Genomic DNA, 16,309 nt, shown 5'->3' on the forward strand with positions numbered 1-16,309 from the left:
CGCCAGAAGTGTAGTGTCATCGTCGCTACCCGCATCGCGCCCCCAGCCCCTGCACCGAACACTCGGCGCAGGGGCTTTTCTATCGGCAGAAACAAATCTTTGTGCGCGATTCTCTCAGCAACACCACCTTGCCTCCCCACTCCCGAAAGCGCCACCGTCCTTATCAGCAAGTCTCTCATGCCTAGCCATCCTCACACTGCTGCACTTCACTTCATTCGCTGTGATCAGCGTAAGGCGAGGCTTTTTCCTACAGAAAGATGCCCATATCAGACAAGCCAAAAAACGGGGTGAGCATTCGCTCACCCCGTCGGGTCTACCTAGGCGATATCGAACTCAGTCGTCGTTTTTCGGTAGGGCGTAAACGACCACCTGATCGCCGACCTGATCCTTGAGGATCGTGTTGCCGCCAGCCACGAAGGCGACATATTGACGGCCCTTGTACTCATAGACAGAGGGGTTGGCCACTGCCGGCGCTTCAGCCTGGTCTTCCCACAGCTCGTCACCGGTTTCCAGCGAGAAGGCACGAACCTTGGCATCCATCGACGCACCAATGAACACGACTCCGCCAGCCGTCACCGCCGGGCCACCAATCGTCGGTGAGCCCCATCTTTCCGGCATGAAGAAGCCGTACTGCTGCGAGGCTCCCATCGGACGACGCCATTTCACGTCACCAGTATGCATGTCGATCGCGACCAGTTCACCGAAGGGAGGCTCCCAGCACGGCATGCCGAGCCAGTTTAGCGCTGGTTCAAGACGCATGCCGTAAGGAGCGCCTTCCTGCGGCGCAAAGCCGCTTTCGTTACCCGAGCCTTTATCTGCCGCATCGTAGTCTTCACGCGAGTAGAGCTTCAGCGTCTGTACGACATGGGATACGTTGACGATGGCAGTCTGGCTCTGTGGATCAAATGCCACGCCGCCCCACTGCACACCACCTGCGCTGTCGGGATAAGTCAAGGTACCTTCACCCTTGGTTGTGCCGGGCGTATACATACCCTCATAGTGGAGATTGTCCCACAGGCGAGAACACTGACCACCGCTCACTGCATCGGCAAGTGCCCATATCTTGGGCTTCTTCGACTGATCAAGCAGTGGCGCAGGCTTGGTCGGGAACGGCTGCGTCGGCGAGTAGACTTCGCCTTCCACCGTGCCATCGCCCTGAGGCACCGGGCGCTCTTCAATAGGCCAGATGTCTTCGCCGGTCAAGCGATTGACCGCGAACAGAAAGCCCATCTTGGTTGCCTGGAGCAGCGCGGGAATCTGCTTGCCATCGACGGTAATATTCATCAGCGTCGGAGCGGCGTTGATGTCGTAGTCCCAGATGTCGTGGTGAACCCACTGACGCGACCAGACAACCTTGCCGGTATTAACATCAAGCGCGGTCGTCGAGGTGCCGAGAGGGATCGACTCCTTGCGGTTACCGCCCCAATAGTTGGGGGAAGGCGAAGAGATCGGCAGATAGATCAGACCGTGCTGTTCGTCGGCGCTCATGTGGGTCCAGACGTTGGCGGTACCGCTCTGTTCGCGCACCTCGGGCGGCAGCGCTTCAAAGGTCCACTCGCGTTCGCCGGTGCGGGCATTCACCGAGAACACCGTGCCCGGAGGCGCTGAGGCGTAGGCCCAATCCTTGCCAGCCCAGCCAAAGATGATGTGGTCACCGACCACTGTCGGCGGTTGCAGCAACGACAGCGGATACTTGGCGTTGATCGTATTCCACTTATCAACATCGAGCATGCCGTTGTCGGCAAAATCGGCGCAGCGTTCGCCGGTATCAGCATCGAGCGCATAGAGCTTGGCATCGACGGTGCCCATATAGACGATCTTCTGGCACGACTGGCCTTCGACGGGGTTAGCTGCCTGCCAATAGGAGACGCCACGGTTCTTGAGCACCGGCTGCGTCAACGCTTCCCGCGGCGCCTTGGTGTCGAATCGCCACTTCTCTTTACCGCTACCGGGATCGAGAGCGATCAGATGGCCGAATGGCGTGCCAATGTACATGGTGTCGTTAACAACCACCGGAGTAGCCGACCAGACGGTAGCCGGGGTGTCGCCTGAACCATCAGAGACATCGCCAGTGTGAAATTCCCATACCTTCTTGAGATCCCCCACATTAGCGGTGGTAATCTGCTTGAGGGGGCTATATTTCTGCGCGTTGAGCTGACCATGGAAGCTGGACCAATCGGTCGAATTGGGCACCAGCGGAATGGGGCTGCCCTCGCTGGCGGCTGCCGATTGCGCTGAGGTGGTATTGGGAGCTGCCGAGGTATCGGCCTCGTCCGTGGTTTCCGTGGAGGAGCCTTCCTGCTGATCGGCAGCCTGAACGTTGAGCCTGGTCTGTGCTCCCTGGGAAGCCTGGGATGCGTTATCCTGCGCCAGTAGTGTAACGGGGGCGCTCAGCAGCGCCAGTGCCGTCATGTTACTAAGCGCCTGCGCGATAATTCGGGATTTGAGCATGGGTAACTCCTCAGGCGTTGGCAGTGTTGTTATGGCTGACCGGACAGCCAATGCTGGCGATCAGACCGACGAGGCCCACCACCATGGCGACAGTGATCCACCACTGATGCAACAGCAGGGCAGCACAGCCGGTGCCGATCAGGATAAGCAGCGTAACGATGCCCCAGAAGATTCGCCCACCACGCCCGCGAGATGCGCGAAGCAGCAGCGCCAGAATTGCGATGATGACGTTGGCAACGATAACCCCCAGCGCACCAAGCGTGCCGGTAACGCCTGTGAGCGGTGTAAAATAGGCGTAGAGCGCCAGTATAAAACCGACGATAGCCGCCAAGAGCAGCAGTAGAATGCCCCACCGTGACGATCGAGATTGCGACATGGTGCGATTGCCCCCTTATTTGATGATCCTTGATTCAGTGCGCTTTGCCTGACGTCTTATCGCTATGGCAGCCATTTGCCAGCGCGTGAGCGACGTTCAGGGTAATGAATAACGCTTTATTCGTTCAGAACTGGTATCCCTCTACCAGACAGGTATAAAGGTAGTTCAATTCCTGTATAAAACCGAGATTTCTTCCGGCGGGAGCGATCTCGTTGGCAATATCCATAAAGGGTCAGCATCGGGCTGGCGTTATATTGCAAATTGAGTCTTGATAGAAGTTCCTGGTCGCTACTCTGTGGGTATATGTCTCAAGGAGCCGTCATGAAGACCTTTGCTCTCTCTCAAGGTGGTCGAAAGAAGGGCCGACCTGACGTCGCTGGTTTTTTCGATCCTCGTACATTCAGCATTCAATATATTGTCAGCGATCCCGCGACAGGGCGTTGTGCCATCATTGATCCAGTGCTCGATTACGACGAGAAGTCCGGCGCTACCGCAACTCATCAGGCTGATAAGCTGCTGGCCTATATTGAGAGTGAAGGGCTTGTGCTCGACTGGATTCTGGATACACATCCCCATGCTGACCATTTTTCCGCCGCTCACTACCTTCATGACAAGACTGGCGCGCCGACCGCTATCGGCCAGCAGATCACCCAGGTTCAGGCGTTGTGGAAGAAGATATATCACTGGCCGGATCTAAAGGACGATGGCAGCCAGTGGGATCGGCTATTCGGTGAAGGGGATACATTCAGGTTGGGCGAGATGGATTGCCACGTGATGCACTCGCCAGGACATACGCTGGCTTCCATCACTTATGTGGTCGGCGATGCCGCCTTTGTACACGACACCCTGTTCCAGCCCGATTTCGGTACTGCCCGTGCCGATTTCCCCGGAGGAAGTGCTTACCAACTATGGCATTCGATTCAGGCGATTCTCGCGCTCCCCGACGAGACGCGGTTATTTACCGGCCACGACTACATGCCAGGAGATCGCGAACCGGCATGGGAAAGCAGCGTCCGTGAGCAGCGCGAGACCAACAAGCACCGGCTGGGGGAGAGTAGCGAAGCCGAGTACGTCGAGCTACGCCACCGTCGCGACAAGGCATTGCCGATGCCGAAGCTGATTCTGCATGCGCTACAGGTCAATATTCGCGGCGGACGCCTGCCTCCCCCTGAGAGCAACGGCAAACGCTATCTGAAGCTACCTCTGGATGCGTTGGAAGGCGCAGCGTGGGAATGAGAAACCGTCGTCAGAGCGCGCCGTGAACAATCAGCCTGCGGTCCGTTTTCCTGCCATGTATTCGGAGAACGCTCGGCGTCCAGAGCCGTCCTGCTTCCTTTTCAGGGTATTCCTGTTGATGCAGCACGAAAGAGCCATGCCAGGCGGCGTGTTCCAGCTTTCACACTCGCGAGGATGTCAATGACTTCACGAACCCTTTACAATGGCCCCAAAGAAACATACACACTTGCATGCAAAACGGGATGCCGTCGTATCATGAGGCTGTGGCACTTTTTTATGTTCAAGATGACCGCTGTTACTGCCGTCGCCACTGTCATAAGTGACGCTCTATCCCCCAGCGGCTCGCTTCAATTACCTGGTGATATGCCATGAGCGCAGACGCGCAGCCATCCTGCGAGCACGTGCATCACACCCACGTATGCACCGAGTGTGATTTTGTGTCTCGCGTACCGCAGCTACAACGCGGCGAACGGGCGCGCTGTCCGCGCTGCGGCCACACCCTGGCCAAGCACATGCACCGACGCTTCAGTGCGCCATTTGCCTATTCAGTGGCGGCGGTGATGTTAGGTCTGGTGTCGCTCTATTTCCCGTTTATCTCGTTTGAATCCTCCGGCATCAGCAAGGCCATGTCGCTGCCCGATGCCCTGCTCATACCTTATCAATACGGCTATGGGTTTCTGTCATATTGCTACCTGATCGGGGTATTGATACTGCCGTTTGCCTTTCTCGGTATTGTGATTTACCTGCATCTCGGTGCCATTTCCCATACCCCCGCACCGGGTGGTCGCTTTCTTACCAAAGCACTCAGGTATATGCAGCCGTGGGTCATGTCCGATATCTTTGTGGTGGGTGTGCTGGTCAGTCTGGTCAAGATCATGTCACTGGCTACCATCGGTTTCGAACTGGCCTTCATTCCCTTCTGCCTCTTTGCGCTGCTGCTGATCTGTGCCATGCAGAGTATCGACTACGGTGCGCTTTTCGAGCGTCACTGCGGCCCCTTCCAGCCACTGCCGCTACGTGCCGGTGAGCCAGGGCTTATGCAGGGGGTAACGGGCTGCCGCTCCTGCGGACAGCCGGGCAAGGTCGATGAGCGTGGGCGAGGCACCTGCCAGCGCTGTGGCGATCCGTTGCGGGCGCGCACGCCTTACAGTATCCAGATCACCCTGGCTCTGGTAATTACCTCGGCGCTGCTCTACATCCCCTCCATGGCGCTGCCCGTGATGAACATCACCAGCGTTGGCAGTAGCGAAGGCCAAACCATTATCAGTGGGGTGTTGTTGCTGCTCTCTTCGGGAGATTTTCCCGTCGCGCTGGTGATCTTCTTCGCCAGTATCATGGTGCCGGTGGCCAAGGTCATCGCCCTGCTGTGGCTATGTCGCAAGACCAAGCAGCCGTATCCCTCGCGGATGCGAGCGCGCATGAAGCTGTACCACATCGTCGAATTTATTGGCCGCTGGTCAATGATCGACGTTTTTGTGGTCACCGTACTGACAACCATGGTGCAATTGGGCCAAATCATGCAGATCGTGCCAGGGAAGGGAATTATTGCCTTTGCCCTGGTGGTGCTGATCACCATGGTGGCTGAAATGCAGTTCGACCCCCGCTTGCTATGGGACGCATTGGAGCATAAGGCCGACGATGCCGTTCCCGACAAAGACGAAGCAAGGGTCTCCCAATCCGCTTTAGGACAGGATTTCTCTCAATGAGTGAAGATGCTCAAAAGTCACGAATCAGAAGACTGGGCGACTATATTTCGCCCGTATGGTTCGTACCGTTAATCGCGCTGTTGATCGGCATATGGATGGTCGCTCACAGCTTCAGCGAGCGCGGCCCCATGGTCACCATGACCGTTCAGAACGCCGATGGCATTCAGGGCGGTACCAAGATCCGCGCCCGTAGCGTGGATGTGGGGGAAGTCCAGTCGGTCGATCTTTCAGACGATGCCAGCCATGCCGTGATCAAGGCCCGTATGGACCGTGACGCTGAGCGCCTGCTGGGCGATCAAACCAAGTTCTGGGTGGTGAAACCACGCATCGGCAGGGACGGCATCAGCGGCCTGAATACCGTGCTTTCGGGGGCATATATCGAGATGCAGCCCGACGTTGGCGGTGATGGCAGCGTAACTGAATTTAACATGCTCGACCAACCCCCTGTGGCCCCCTCCGATGCAGGCGGCCTGCGTATTCACCTGGACAGCAAAAACGGCAATGCGCTGTCGATTGGTGATCCGGTTGTCTTCCAGGGCTACACCGTCGGTCGTGTAGAAGCATCGCGCTTCGATCCGGATGAGCGCATGGTGCATTACGATCTCTACATCTTTAAGCGTTATGCCAGCATGGTGACTGCCAATACCCACTTCTGGGTCACCTCGGGCATTGACTTCGATATTTCAGCTTCCGGCTTCAACATGCAGCTGGGATCACTGGAAACACTGCTGAGTGGCGGCGTAACCTTCGACGTCAATCACGGCGTTGATCCTGGTTCCACCGTCGATGACGGTACGCACTTCCAGCTCTTCCCGACCCAGGAATTGGCTGAGCAGGGCAGCTACAACCAGTACATACAGTTTGTGGTACTGCTCGACGACTCCATTCGCGGTCTCTCGGTGGGAGCGCCGGTTGAATACCGCGGCGTGCGTATCGGTACGGTGGTCGAGATGCCGTGGCGTATCAATCGCCTGGCGGTCAACCACATCAACGGCTTCCGTATTCCCGTGCTAATTCGGATCGAACCACAGCGCTTGCAGCCAGTGGTCACCGGAGAAGATGTGGAAAAATGGAAAAAAATGCTCGCGCAGTGGACAGGTCACGGCATGCGCGCATCGCTGGCGACCGCCAATATCGTGACCGGCGCACTCTATATTGATCTCAGCTTTGTCGATAAGGAAAGTGCGGCGAAAACCAAGGCGACCCAGAGCGAGTTTGAAGGCGTGCAAGTCTTCCCGAGCACGCAGAGCGGCTATAGCCAGATTACCGGTCAGGTATCCAACCTGCTTGAGAAGGTGAATGCACTGGATATGCAGGGCACCGTGAACGGCGTCAATCAGACGCTGAACAACTCGACCGAACTGTTGAAACAGCTCAACTCAACAACCCAGGGCGTCAATGAGCTGCTTAACGACCCGGCCACCAAGGCGATGCCGAAGGATGTAAGAAGCACGCTCGAATCGGCCAACCGCACGCTGGAAGGCTTCAATCCGCAGTCGCAGGCGTATGGCGAGCTACAGGGCACCATTCAGCAACTTCAGCAATTGCTGCGTAACCTGCAACCAGCCGTGCGTGCGATCAGTGAGAAACCGAATTCGCTGATCTTCAATCGCAGCGGCAACAGTGACCCAGAACCCAAGGCACAGCCATGACACCTTCTCTTGCTACCCATTTGCTGCGCTCCGGCGCAGCACTCTCACTGCTGGCGCTGCTGAGCGGATGCGGCGGCGGGGCAGTAGACATGCACTACTACAACCTGCCCAGCGCAACCCAACCGCCGCTACAGAAGCAGACCACCGCGCAGTCACGCACGCCGCTGAGTGTGGCACCGGTATCGCTCTCTTCCTATTTGAGCGGATCGGGCATCGTGTACCAGACCAGTCCGGTGGAATACAGCGAAGCACAGCTCAACCTGTGGGCCGATGATCTATCGGAGCAGCTGACCTCACAGCTACGCAGCTCGCTGGATCAGCGTCTGGGTTACGCCCAGGTGCTACCCACTGGCGCCGATAACCGCAATGCGCAGCGCGTAGTGATAAAGCTCTCGCAATTCCAGGGGCGTTATGACGGCAAGGCGGTGATTCAGGGCCGCTATCAGCTATACGACGCGGCACAGCATACGCTGCTCGACAAGCCCATTGATGTCAGCGTGCCGCTCAAAGAGGATGGCTACGAAGCACTGGTCTCTGCGCTAGGGGATGCCTGGCAGCAAGCCGCTCAGCAAATTGCTGTCTCACTCGATGGTTATGCCGCCTCAGAGCAGCGCAATGCCGCAGCCAGCAAGCCGATATTGATTGGAGAACCGCATACCTCCTCACCGTCAGCTAGCACGAGCGAATAGCGTATTATCGCCGCAAAGCTGCTGACAGGAGCGCCGTGATCGCAAGATCACGGCGTTTTTTATCGCATAGGGAAGGGGAAGGCAGCCCGGCGGAGGCTTCACGCTGCACCTCGTAAATGGCGATAGCAATATCCTTCGAATAATGAGCCGGATTTGCCACGTCACACCTTGATACGCAGGCGGGGCTGAGATTTATGGATGGAGAGGCTATGATTCGAGACGATTCGTCACTATGCCAAATCAAGTGGTCATATCTTCAGCCTCTCTTCCTTCAACATCTCAGTCTTGAGGAAAAGAGTGGCTACCAATGCAATCAAAGCAGCGAAACACAATACTATGGCAGGTGCAGCTGTCGAGCCTGTTTCATGGATAAGCCAAGTAGAGATCAGAGGTGTATTACCACCAAATATGGAGGTTGCCAGACTATAGGCAAGTGAAAATGCCGTGGTACGAAGTATTGCAGGCATAAGCTCTGCCAGCGTAACAATCATAGCGCCGTTGTAGATGCCATAAAGAAACGATAGCCAAAGCTCAACGAGCAACAACTTGGAAAAATCAGGAGCTTGTACTAACCAACTCATGGCTGGCCATGCAGTGACAAGCATTATGACACTGCTGAAAATCAGCAATGGGCGACGACCAAAACGGTCAGAAAGTGCGCCGCCTATCGGCAACCAGACCAGATTGGAAATAGCAACCATGACCGTCACCACCAATCCAGCAGTCAACGATAGATGTAATTCTTGTTTTCCATAGGTCGCCGTGTATGAAGTAATCATATAAAACGATACAGTGGTCATAATGACCAGCATTACCCCTAGACACACCCGTTTATAATGCTGACAGAGGCCCTTCAGAGTATCGATAAATCCGAGTCGATGATGATGTGCTTCCTGTTCTGATTCCACGTTATCCATGGAAGCACGTAACCAAAAAAAGACTGGCAACAATAATAAAGCAAAAAAGAAAGGAATACGCCATCCCCAATTTAGCATCTGCTCATCAGAAAGATGGGTATTCAGTGCGGCGCCAATTAATGCCGCTACCAACACCGCTACCTGTTGGCTACCCGACTGCCAACTAACATATAGACCTTTTTTATTGGCGGGTGCAATACGATGTAAATACGTTGACACACTACCTAGTTCGACTCCGGCAGAAAATCCCTGAATCAACCTTCCCGTCAATACAATCAATGGCGCCGCTATGCCAATACTGTGGTAGCTAGGCACTAACGCAATCATTGCCGTTCCTAACCCCATCAGTCCAAGGGCCAGGATCAATCCTGCACGCTGACCATGTCTATCGGTATACGATCCCAGTACCACCGCTCCAATCGGACGCATCAGGAAACCAACACCGAACACTGCCAGTGTCATGATCAACGATAAATATTCAGAGTGATTGACAAAAAAAACCTTTGAGATAATTGATGAAAATATTCCATAGACCATGAAATCATACATCTCGAAGAAGTTCCCGCAGCATGCCTTGAATGCATTGCTTATAGCTGATCTATTCATTTTAATTTTCAACTCGACGCTACGATTTTGTTGATATTATCTGGCATTTTTATTCAAATTAAAAATACAACTCAATTATTTAACATCCAAGTTAGTATAAGATGGGACTGCTTTCATTCCCTTGGTCTCTATAACACGAGCAACATCTTTGGATTGAAGATATTGGATAAATTCACTTGAAGCATCCTTCTGCTGGCTGTCGCTAGACTCGATGCCTGAATACAGCGTCATTTTCTGTACGGACTTGGGAAGTAGTCCCACGATAGAGATACCCGGGACTGCATTCAATTCAGAAAGCTGTTGAAAACCAATATCAGCTTTTCCTTGAGCAACAATGCTGCCCACAGGCGTTGCCTGAATTTGTTCTGCCTTCCCTTTCATTTCTGATTCAATGCCTAGCTTTTTGAATAATGTACCGGAGATATAACGACCGCTGGCACTATCGGAATAAACTACATGTCTGGCTTTTAGCAATACTCTTTTTAACTTGTCGGGTGTGGAAATGTCGGGAATTGGCTGTCCTGCCGGTACAGCCATACCAATATAGGATTCAGCAAGCGGCGTGCGAGATTCCGTATCTACCCAGCCCTGCTTAATTAGCGGATCAATTCCTGCATCCACCATTACCAACACATCGACCTTCTCGTGATGCGCGAAACGCTCAGGCACACTTTGTGGTGTTACTCCCATGGAAGGAGCCGCCTTAATATCCAGGTGCACGCCTTTGGCATGTTCATAGGTAGGAGCAATTTCCTGTATCACCGGCATGAGACCACCCGAAACCCATACCTCAAGCGTTTGTTCTGCTGCCCATGATGATGGAGCAGAAAAGATACAGGTAAGAACTACCAATGCTGCCAGCCTTTCTTTCATGCGGCTCTCCTGAATTTACCTTAATAAAATATGAACGATATTATTCTCCGATAGTGAAGTATCTCAATGAGCCATTAGTGGATATGGAGCACGGTAACCGAGGGAGGAATTTCGCTCTCACGGCGCCTGAATGTAAAAAGGAAGTCAGCAGCCTTGCTGTGTGTCCACCCGTCTCCACTTGTTCAACCAGACAGAGCTGCAAACTCACGCAGTATCGGAGTTCCTATTCGATTCATGAGCCCGCTACCGTGAACCCGCGCATGTTGGGCGCGCCCAGGCCCATAGCCCCCAACATCAGCCTACCTCTCCCTCTGCGCGTTTCTGGCGGTAGCCCAGCCAGCCACTCAGGCAGAGCCAGCCGATAACAATGGGCAGGGCGGTGGCCGAGATGCCGGCAATGCCCATTCCTGCAATGGATAGCAGTGCGTAGGACCAGCTCCCCAGTTGATCGCCGCTGCGATAGACCACGGTATCAATGAAGTTCTTCGCCTTGTAACGCTCTTCCCGCGGTATCACCGTAAACAGCACTTCGCGGGCGGGTCGGGCGAAGGCGAAGTTACTGACGCGGCGCAGCACCTGAACCACCATCAGTACACCGGCGGTAGGCCATAGTAGCAGCGCAGAAAATCCGATCATCGACACCAGTGGCAACAGCGCAATGACAACGCCTACTCCCAGCCACTTGGTCAAGCGGCCGGTAATCCATATCTGTAAAATCAGCGTGAGCATATTGGCCCACAGATCAATATTCGCGAAAAAGCGAACCCTGAGCTCTTCCGATGAAAAGCCGCTGCTGGCGACCTGGGCCTGCTGGAAGTAAAGGAAGGTCGAGGTAATCGAATAGAGCAGGATGTAGCCACCAATCCCTAACAGGTAGGGGGATTTGAATGTGGCTTTGAGCCCCTCCAGCACGCAGCCCGATGCCACCTGTTCATCGTGGCGGGTACGTTCCACGCCATTGAAGTCGCTGCTGTGATGCAATAACCGCTTGCTTGCCAGCACCGCCAGCTCCAGCAATACGATCGCCAGCATCAGCATACCGGGCTGCCCGATTGCTCCCACCAGCGCATAGGTCATAAGTGAGCCAACCACACCGCCCAAGGTGGCACCCGCTGCGATAAAACCAAACAGACGCTTGCCCTGTTCACTGGTGAATACATCATCCACCAGCGACCAGAAGACCGATACAACAAACAGATTGAAGACGGAGACCCACACGAAAAAGACGCGGCCAATCCACAGGAACTGCTCGGGAGATGCAAACCATAGCGCCAGAATAAACAGCACTAGATTCAGCTCGAAGAAGCGGTAGGCGATGGCGACGAAGCGCTCCCGGGGCCAGCGGTTAATCAGCCATGCAAATATCGGGTTGAGGACCAGCATGGTGATCAGAGTGCAGGCGAACAGCCACGGCAGGTTGTGTACGCCACCGCTGCTGCCCATGGCGTCACGAATGGGCCTCAGCACATAGTAGGCCAGCAGCAGTGACCACGAATACAACCAGGCCCAGCACAGTGCCTTGATTTCAGTACTACGTACATCCACTGCCTTGCTTACCAACCATCCAAGCATCAATCTCACCATTCCTCGATCGAGTACGATGAAAACGTTACCAATACAGAATGCTGCGATCCCACATAATTTGAGCGACGGGGCTTTACAACATTGCGCATGGGAGTAAATATCTTAAGACAACCCTAAGTCAAGGAGGCTGTTTACCCATGACGTTACGCCATCACACGCATTCCGTTTTTCGCCGTTTAGTGACCGGAGTGACTACTGCCGTAGTGGGGGTCGGGGTAGTCGGTGTGCTATTGAGCCAACCAGCGCAGGCAGATTCGGAGCGTATCGGCATCATTGGTGCCGGTTCAGTAGGGCAGACCCTGGCCCAGCTCTGGATCAAGTCCGGTCATCCGGTCATGATCTCATCGCGCCATCCGGATGAAATCTCAGATACCGCGCAAGCGTTGGGTGCCAAGGTTGGTACACCGGAAGAAGCCGCGCGCTATGGGGATGTGGTGGTTACCGCAGTGCCTTTTAGTGCTCTGCCCGATATCGGGAAATCGGAAGGCAAACTGCTGGCCGACAAGGTAGTGCTTGACCCCTCCAACCCATACCCAAGCCGCGATGGCGAGATGGCCTCTCAGGCAGCGTCATCCAGCTCAGGAGAAGTGTCAGCCAAAGCGCTGGGAACGCAACACCTGGTACGCGCCTTCAACACGCTTGCCATGGGCACGCTTTCAGGACAGGCCGGCAGCTCTGATCCCGTTGGTATCCCGCTGGCTTCTGACGATCAGCACGCCATCGAAGTGGTCTCACAATTGATCAAGGATGCTGGTTTCGTGCCAGTAGTCGCAGGCGGGCTCAGCACTTCGAAGCGCTTTGATCCCAGCTCTAGCGTTTTCCTGAACCCCATGTCACCTGACCAGTTGAAGTCTGCGCTTAATTAATCACGTAGCAGCTCGCTACATATAGCGCTTTGAAAAGCCACTCAGCCGATTCATTGCGCCCGCCTGAATGCTCACATGGGCATTCAGGCGTTTTTGTTGTACACATTAATTAAATGAAGGAAGCAAAGGCGGACAGAGTGACAGACTCGGCCTGCCCACCTGCTGATAGTGCTAGCGTTGAGACCAGAAATCGTGCTGCATGCGGGATGTCTCCTCAATAACACCTTCGATAGGCCCCATCACTTTGACCGGTTTCTGCCCATGGCTAAATACATAATGGGCGCTGATATCCAGAGTAGGGTTTTCATGATGAGCTCCGGTCGCCTTGAGAAGATCCCTCTCTTCCATGCCATAAACCACTCTGCCTATATTGGCCCAATAGATGGTGCCTGAGCACATACAGCAGGGTTCTACTGCCGTATAAAGCGTACATTGCCAGAGATAATCGGGATCGAAACGTTCCGCTGCGCGCCTTGCCAATGTGGATTCGGCATGATTTACCGTGTCGATGTTGGCTTGTTCCATCAATACGGTTTCATTATCAGGGCCTATCAATAATGCCCCGAAAGGGTGATGCCCCTGTTCAATGGCTTCCAGCGCAATCGCGTTCGAACGGCGTAAATGCTTCAGAATCTGCGCTGAAGAAGGTTCCTGTGGCGTATTCATCCTGATTCCAGTTATGTAGTAGTGCTGTAAATAGTGGGCTGCCTATTTTGTATCAGCGGCTAGTTACGCTGCTCACTCCATGGAAACAGGCGCCGTTGCAAGACCGTCAATGCTCCATAGAGAAGCAGGCTGGACATGATCAATAGCATCAAGGCGGCAAACGCAGTGGCAATCTTGAATGATGACGTAGAGAACAGAATGAGATAGCCCAGGCCATGTTCAGCCGCAACGAACTCGGCAACAACAGCACCGACGATAGACAGGGTGATGGCTACACGCAGGGCACTGAATATATAGGGCAGGGTATAAGGCATGCGGATTTGCCAGTATTCGCGACTCTGTGGTGCCCGTAGTGAACGTGAAAGCTCCGTGTACTCTTCAGGTACCGAGGCCAACCCCGTGGCGGTAGAAACCACAATAGGAAAGAATGAAATCAGCGTAGTAATGACCACTCGAGGGAAGGTGCCCGCACCAAGCGTTACCACGATAATCGGAGCAATGGCGACGATAGGCGTCGATTGAATCACGATCAGCCACGGCATGATGATGCGGGAGGCCAGTTTTGAGCGGGTGATCGCTATCGCCAGTGGCACGGCAATAATGGTTGCCATGATGAACCCCAGCAGAGCAACCTCGATTGTCGCCCAGCTATGCTGCAACCAGCGTTGCAACGGCAATGTGGTGAAGGCTTTGGCAATAGCACTGGGCGCAGGCAGTATATAGGGCGGCACCTTGAGCAAATCACACGCACCTTCCCACACGATCACCATCAAAATGAATACGAGGAAGGACGCATAACGGTAGCCAAAACGGCGTAACATCGACATTTACGCATCTCCTCTTGCTATCGTGCTTTCTTCAGGCTTCCGGCTAAATACCTGACGACGAATATCATTGGCCATGGTGTTGAAACGCGGGTCTGATAGCGTCTCCATCGTGCGCGGGCGCTCCAAAGGTACATCAATGATGTCGGCAACCTGGCCCGGGCGAGCGCTCATGACGACGATCCGATCAGAAAGCAGTAACGCTTCCTGAATGGAGTGGGTCACAAACACGACTGTTTTGGGACGCTCGCTCCAGATTCTGAGTAGTTCAAAACTCATTTCATCGCGGGTGAGTGCATCCAGTGCAGAAAACGGCTCGTCCATGAGCAGAATTTCAGGATCGTGTAATAACGAGCGAGCAATGCCCACGCGCTGCTGCATGCCACCGGAAAGCTCTTTGGGATGACGGTCGGCAAAATCCTTTAAGCCGATCATTTCCAGCAGTTCAAACGCGCGTGATCTCTCCTCTGCCGTCACCCGACCGTATTTGTGCTTCATGGGGAAGGTGATGTTGTCTATCACGGTTAGCCACGGCAGCAGGGTCGCCTTCTGGAAAACAATCCCGATCTCGTCACGAGGCTCGGATACCTGTAGGCCAAAGATAGAGACCTGCCCGGCAGTAGGTATCAATAAGCCTGATACCAGCCTGAGAATAGTGGATTTGCCACACCCGGAAGGGCCAATCAACGAGACAAACTCATGGCGTTTGATATTCAGGTTGACGCCCTGTAAAGCCGTTACCGGCTTCCCATCATGGGTATGAAATGTCTGGTCTACCTGGTTCAGGCTGATGACAGCGTTGTCATGTATTCCTCGACTCATTTCACTCTCCAATGAATCGGGTATCGACAATGGACTGAGGATCAACCGCATCCGCCTTGAGATCCATCGACCTGGCGACCCACTGCCAGGTGGTCGATAGCAAAGAAGGGGTAAATGCCCCCATGCCATCGCGCGTTGATATCTCGTTATTAATCAACGGAATAGAATTGCTCATCTGCTTGGTCATGACAGCTACGTCAGCTTCAGGAACAGCCTTCAGGACATCTTCAGCCGCCTTGTCCGGATGCTCGGTCGAGAATGCAATCGCTTGCTGGGTCGCTTTCACAAAGCGTTTCAATACATCAGGGCGCTGGGAGATCATCTTCTGGGACGCCATCAAGGCCAGACCGTAGCCTTCAAGCCCATAGTCAGAGAGCGGCAAAGTCACCATCTTCTTGCCCGCCTGAGTGAGCACATCCTCTATTTGCGGTGATTGAGTGACCCAGTTGAGCGTCATATCCACTCGACCTTGCGCCAGCATGGGTGCCATACCGCTGGGGTCGGTCTTGATCTCGGTAATGCTGCCAGGGGAGATATTGTTATGCTGGAGCACGGCAGGCCATATATCGTTGGAGGACGAGAACGTTGGCATGGCAATCTTCTTGCCTATGGCGCTGTTTAGATCCGTAATCCCCGATCCTTCATAGGTAAGCACGGCATCAGGCTGTTTGGTATAGATCGACATAACGGCCTTGACGGGAACGCCACCTTCGGCGGCTGCCTGCATCAATGAGCTGATACCTGCTGTGCCTACATCTGCATTGCCCGATGCAATCTGGGTGACAGCATCAGAAGAGCCGCGCCCGGGACGAATGGTAACGTCCAGCCCCGCCTTGCTATAAAAACCCTCTTTTACGCCTGCATAGATAAATGCCTTGTCCCCTGCCGGTAACCAGTCCAGTTGGACGCTGACGTGATCGGCGGCCTGCGCGCTGAGACCTGCCCCCATTAACAAAGAGCCTGCCAGCCAGGACAGCGCAATAGTAGTGTGTTTCCTCGATAGAGAGGTCCGTAACAAAGGCATATGGGCGTTTCCTGATC

The 16,309-nt window shown here is 54.4% G+C and carries 14 protein-coding genes; 5 read left to right on the top strand and 9 right to left on the bottom strand.

What is annotated here, in order from left to right:
- Nucleotides 1-333: 333 nt before the first annotated feature.
- Nucleotides 334-2,451 (bottom strand): pyrroloquinoline quinone-dependent dehydrogenase, encoded by a 2,118-nt coding sequence (locus L881_RS0108210; protein ID WP_025733219.1) that lies wholly within the window; start codon nucleotides 2,449-2,451, stop codon nucleotides 334-336.
- A 10-nt stretch (nucleotides 2,452-2,461) separates the two neighbouring features.
- Nucleotides 2,462-2,827, bottom strand: a complete 366-nt coding sequence (locus tag L881_RS0108215; protein WP_025733220.1) for a hypothetical protein — start codon at nucleotides 2,825-2,827, stop codon at nucleotides 2,462-2,464.
- A gap of 321 nt (nucleotides 2,828-3,148) precedes the next feature.
- Here L881_RS0108215 and L881_RS0108220 point away from each other — a divergent pair, with 321 nt between their 5' ends.
- From L881_RS0108220 to L881_RS13090, 4 genes are all read left to right on the top strand, one after another.
- Nucleotides 3,149-4,063, top strand: a complete 915-nt coding sequence (locus L881_RS0108220) for an MBL fold metallo-hydrolase (RefSeq protein WP_025733221.1) — start codon at nucleotides 3,149-3,151, stop codon at nucleotides 4,061-4,063.
- A gap of 368 nt (nucleotides 4,064-4,431) precedes the next feature.
- Nucleotides 4,432-5,769 carry a paraquat-inducible protein A gene (locus L881_RS0108225; RefSeq protein ID WP_025733222.1) on the top strand — a complete coding sequence of 446 codons (1,338 nt, stop codon included), beginning with the start codon at nucleotides 4,432-4,434 and terminating at the stop codon, nucleotides 5,767-5,769.
- Nucleotides 5,766-7,421, top strand: a complete 1,656-nt coding sequence (gene pqiB, locus L881_RS0108230) for an intermembrane transport protein PqiB (RefSeq protein ID WP_025733224.1) — start codon at nucleotides 5,766-5,768, stop codon at nucleotides 7,419-7,421. The genes L881_RS0108225 and pqiB overlap by 4 nt, the downstream gene beginning before the upstream one ends.
- Nucleotides 7,418-8,110 carry a PqiC family protein gene (locus L881_RS13090; protein WP_025733225.1) on the top strand — a complete coding sequence of 231 codons (693 nt, stop codon included), beginning with the start codon at nucleotides 7,418-7,420 and terminating at the stop codon, nucleotides 8,108-8,110. The genes pqiB and L881_RS13090 overlap by 4 nt, the downstream gene beginning before the upstream one ends.
- Before the next feature lie 248 nt (nucleotides 8,111-8,358).
- On the opposite strand, the gene tcuC is transcribed toward L881_RS13090, so the two are convergent.
- The 3 genes from tcuC to L881_RS0108255 form a co-directional block, all read right to left on the bottom strand.
- The gene (tcuC, locus tag L881_RS0108245; protein ID WP_025733226.1) at nucleotides 8,359-9,633 is read right to left on the bottom strand and encodes a tricarballylate/proton symporter TcuC; all 1,275 of its coding nucleotides are present in this window, start codon (nucleotides 9,631-9,633) and stop codon (nucleotides 8,359-8,361) included.
- Between the two features lie 75 nt (nucleotides 9,634-9,708).
- Nucleotides 9,709-10,506: a substrate-binding domain-containing protein gene (locus L881_RS0108250; protein WP_025733227.1), complete on the bottom strand. Its 798-nt coding sequence runs from the start codon at nucleotides 10,504-10,506 to the stop codon at nucleotides 9,709-9,711.
- A 294-nt stretch (nucleotides 10,507-10,800) separates the two neighbouring features.
- Nucleotides 10,801-12,078 carry an NTP/NDP exchange transporter gene (locus L881_RS0108255; protein WP_211238909.1) on the bottom strand — a complete coding sequence of 426 codons (1,278 nt, stop codon included), beginning with the start codon at nucleotides 12,076-12,078 and terminating at the stop codon, nucleotides 10,801-10,803.
- A gap of 149 nt (nucleotides 12,079-12,227) precedes the next feature.
- Between L881_RS0108255 and L881_RS0108260 the strand changes: the two genes are divergently transcribed.
- Nucleotides 12,228-12,956: an NADPH-dependent F420 reductase gene (locus L881_RS0108260; RefSeq protein ID WP_051464843.1), complete on the top strand. Its 729-nt coding sequence runs from the start codon at nucleotides 12,228-12,230 to the stop codon at nucleotides 12,954-12,956.
- 171 nt (nucleotides 12,957-13,127) lie between these two features.
- On the opposite strand, the gene L881_RS0108265 is transcribed toward L881_RS0108260, so the two are convergent.
- From L881_RS0108265 to L881_RS0108280, 4 genes are read right to left on the bottom strand one after another with little or no spacing between them, the layout of a single operon-like run.
- Nucleotides 13,128-13,622: a nucleoside deaminase gene (locus L881_RS0108265; RefSeq protein ID WP_025733231.1), complete on the bottom strand. Its 495-nt coding sequence runs from the start codon at nucleotides 13,620-13,622 to the stop codon at nucleotides 13,128-13,130.
- Between the two features lie 59 nt (nucleotides 13,623-13,681).
- Nucleotides 13,682-14,449 (bottom strand): ABC transporter permease, encoded by a 768-nt coding sequence (locus L881_RS0108270; protein WP_025733232.1) that lies wholly within the window; start codon nucleotides 14,447-14,449, stop codon nucleotides 13,682-13,684.
- Complete coding sequence (locus L881_RS0108275) at nucleotides 14,450-15,268, bottom strand: ABC transporter ATP-binding protein (protein WP_025733233.1); 819 nt, start codon at nucleotides 15,266-15,268, stop codon at nucleotides 14,450-14,452. It lies immediately after the preceding gene.
- 1 nt (nucleotide 15,269) lies between these two features.
- Nucleotides 15,270-16,292, bottom strand: a complete 1,023-nt coding sequence (locus L881_RS0108280; protein ID WP_051464844.1) for an ABC transporter substrate-binding protein — start codon at nucleotides 16,290-16,292, stop codon at nucleotides 15,270-15,272.
- Nucleotides 16,293-16,309 lie beyond the last annotated feature (17 nt).

The sequence above is a fragment of the Carnimonas nigrificans ATCC BAA-78 genome (assembly GCF_000526695.1).
In the GTDB taxonomy this organism is placed as follows: Bacteria; Pseudomonadota; Gammaproteobacteria; order Pseudomonadales; family Halomonadaceae; genus Carnimonas; species Carnimonas nigrificans.

Bases quoted from the DNA above. Each gene is read 5' to 3' on its own strand.
- L881_RS0108210 (WP_025733219.1), bottom strand. From the start codon at position 2,451: ATGCTCAAATCCCGAATTATCGCGCAGGCGCTTAGTAACATGACGGCA.
- L881_RS0108215 (WP_025733220.1), bottom strand. From the start codon at position 2,827: ATGTCGCAATCTCGATCGTCACGGTGGGGCATTCTACTGCTGCTCTTG.
- L881_RS0108220 (WP_025733221.1), top strand. From the start codon at position 3,149: ATGAAGACCTTTGCTCTCTCTCAAGGTGGTCGAAAGAAGGGCCGACCT.
- L881_RS0108225 (WP_025733222.1), top strand. From the start codon at position 4,432: ATGAGCGCAGACGCGCAGCCATCCTGCGAGCACGTGCATCACACCCAC.
- pqiB (WP_025733224.1), top strand. From the start codon at position 5,766: ATGAGTGAAGATGCTCAAAAGTCACGAATCAGAAGACTGGGCGACTAT.
- L881_RS13090 (WP_025733225.1), top strand. From the start codon at position 7,418: ATGACACCTTCTCTTGCTACCCATTTGCTGCGCTCCGGCGCAGCACTC.
- tcuC (WP_025733226.1), bottom strand. From the start codon at position 9,633: ATGAATAGATCAGCTATAAGCAATGCATTCAAGGCATGCTGCGGGAAC.
- L881_RS0108250 (WP_025733227.1), bottom strand. From the start codon at position 10,506: ATGAAAGAAAGGCTGGCAGCATTGGTAGTTCTTACCTGTATCTTTTCT.
- L881_RS0108255 (WP_211238909.1), bottom strand. From the start codon at position 12,078: ATGCTTGGATGGTTGGTAAGCAAGGCAGTGGATGTACGTAGTACTGAA.
- L881_RS0108260 (WP_051464843.1), top strand. From the start codon at position 12,228: ATGACGTTACGCCATCACACGCATTCCGTTTTTCGCCGTTTAGTGACC.
- L881_RS0108265 (WP_025733231.1), bottom strand. From the start codon at position 13,622: ATGAATACGCCACAGGAACCTTCTTCAGCGCAGATTCTGAAGCATTTA.
- L881_RS0108270 (WP_025733232.1), bottom strand. From the start codon at position 14,449: ATGTCGATGTTACGCCGTTTTGGCTACCGTTATGCGTCCTTCCTCGTA.
- L881_RS0108275 (WP_025733233.1), bottom strand. From the start codon at position 15,268: ATGAGTCGAGGAATACATGACAACGCTGTCATCAGCCTGAACCAGGTA.
- L881_RS0108280 (WP_051464844.1), bottom strand. From the start codon at position 16,292: ATGCCTTTGTTACGGACCTCTCTATCGAGGAAACACACTACTATTGCG.